Raw genomic sequence first — 1,410 nt, 5'->3', positions numbered from 1 at the left:
ACTAAAGCCTAAGTAGTTAGCGATGTATCGCAAGGAACGTCCTTCATTATGAAGCGATTCAATGACAACGCGGCTCTGGAATGATAAAATAGTGGTGCCCATCAAGGTCCTTCTTTCTAATGGAATGTTGTGGTAACACCATTAAAGACCTTGATGGGTTTTTCTGTCCACTTAAATGTTCAACTTAAATTTTACAATCTACCTTTTACTAATATTTTAAAGGAAAATAGAGTTAAATGAAATCCGAAGATTTCATCTAACTCCATTAATTATTTGGGACTTATGTCACAGCCCCCTTCTCATACTTCCAAAATCAATTAGGATACGAGACAGAAGCAGTTGCGTTGGGTAAGCCTAATGCAGAAACAGAATTTGCGTTAAATAAGTTTGGCTTAAAGGCCCCACGAGTTATAGAAACTGCGGCAAATGAGGTTGATAAGGTCATGCTAGTTGACCATAACGAACCCCAACAAAGTGTTAGTGATATTGACCAAGTAACGGTGACGCACTTAGTTGACCACCACCGGATTGCTAACTTCAATACTGCTCAACCACTATGGGCAACGGTTCGGCCTTACGGTTGTGTTTCGACAATCTTGACTGAAATGTTCCAAGAAAAGCACATTGATATTCCCGCTAACTTGGCGGGGATGATGTTATCTGCAATTATCTCTGAAACCTTGCTGTTGAACTCACCAACGACGACCGACCATGACCGCGAAGCAGTTGAATACTTCACAAAGGTGGCCGGGATTGCGGATTACCATAAGTACGGTGTTGAAATGTTAAAGGCCGGTGCTAACGTAAATGCAAAGTCTGATGCCGAAATCGTTGACGGTGATGCTAAGACCTTTGAACTTGGTGGCAGTAAGCTACGGATTGGCCAAGTAAATACGGTCGAATTAGAGGATGTCTTTAAGCGTCAAGCAGACTTGGAAAATCAAATGAAGGCATTGATGGACCAAAATGGTTACGAAACCTTTATTCTGATTGCCACTAACATTTTGAATAGTGACTCTGAATTATTAGTGGTCGGTGCCAATACTGATAAGGTTGAAAAGGCCTTTAACTACCAATTAGCTGACAATCACCGGATGAACTTGCCATGGGTGGTTTCCCGGAAGAAGCAAGTGGTCCCACCGCTTACGGATGCTTTTGAATGTTAATCCAGTCTAGAAAATAGCAAAAGAGCAATTGATCACACTAAGCGGGATCAATTGCTCTTTTAGTGCGCCCGGCATGAATGTTAGCTAGGCGGTGAGAGTCCGCTATGGGCCGTAGTAGTCGGAACCATGAGCTGAGGACAGGGGTGTCCGCTGTGAGGTGGAATCTGAAGGAAGTCTAAGGCAAAGTACTGCACCGATGAACAAGAAGTAGCTATAAGGCTGAGAGTAACTGGATAAGGTTGCT

Annotated in this window: 1 protein-coding gene and 1 pseudogene; one reads left to right on the top strand and one right to left on the bottom strand. The window is 43.0% G+C overall.

Going from position 1 to position 1,410, the window contains the following annotated elements:
* A partial coding sequence (locus tag FD32_RS09725) for a helix-turn-helix domain-containing protein (protein WP_156410634.1) occupies positions 1-102 on the bottom strand: 102 nt, incomplete at its 3' end.
* Positions 103-296: 194 nt separating this feature from the next.
* Between FD32_RS09725 and FD32_RS02245 the strand changes: the two are divergent.
* Positions 297-1,166, top strand: a pseudogene (locus FD32_RS02245) (manganese-dependent inorganic pyrophosphatase); the annotation flags it as partial.
* Positions 1,167-1,410: the final 244 nt, after the last annotated feature.

The sequence above is a fragment of the Limosilactobacillus panis DSM 6035 genome, assembly GCF_001435935.1.
GTDB lineage: Bacteria > Bacillota > Bacilli > Lactobacillales > Lactobacillaceae > Limosilactobacillus > Limosilactobacillus panis.
Note: the sequence above shows the minus strand (reverse complement) of the source record. Positions and strands in the feature narration are given on the sequence as shown.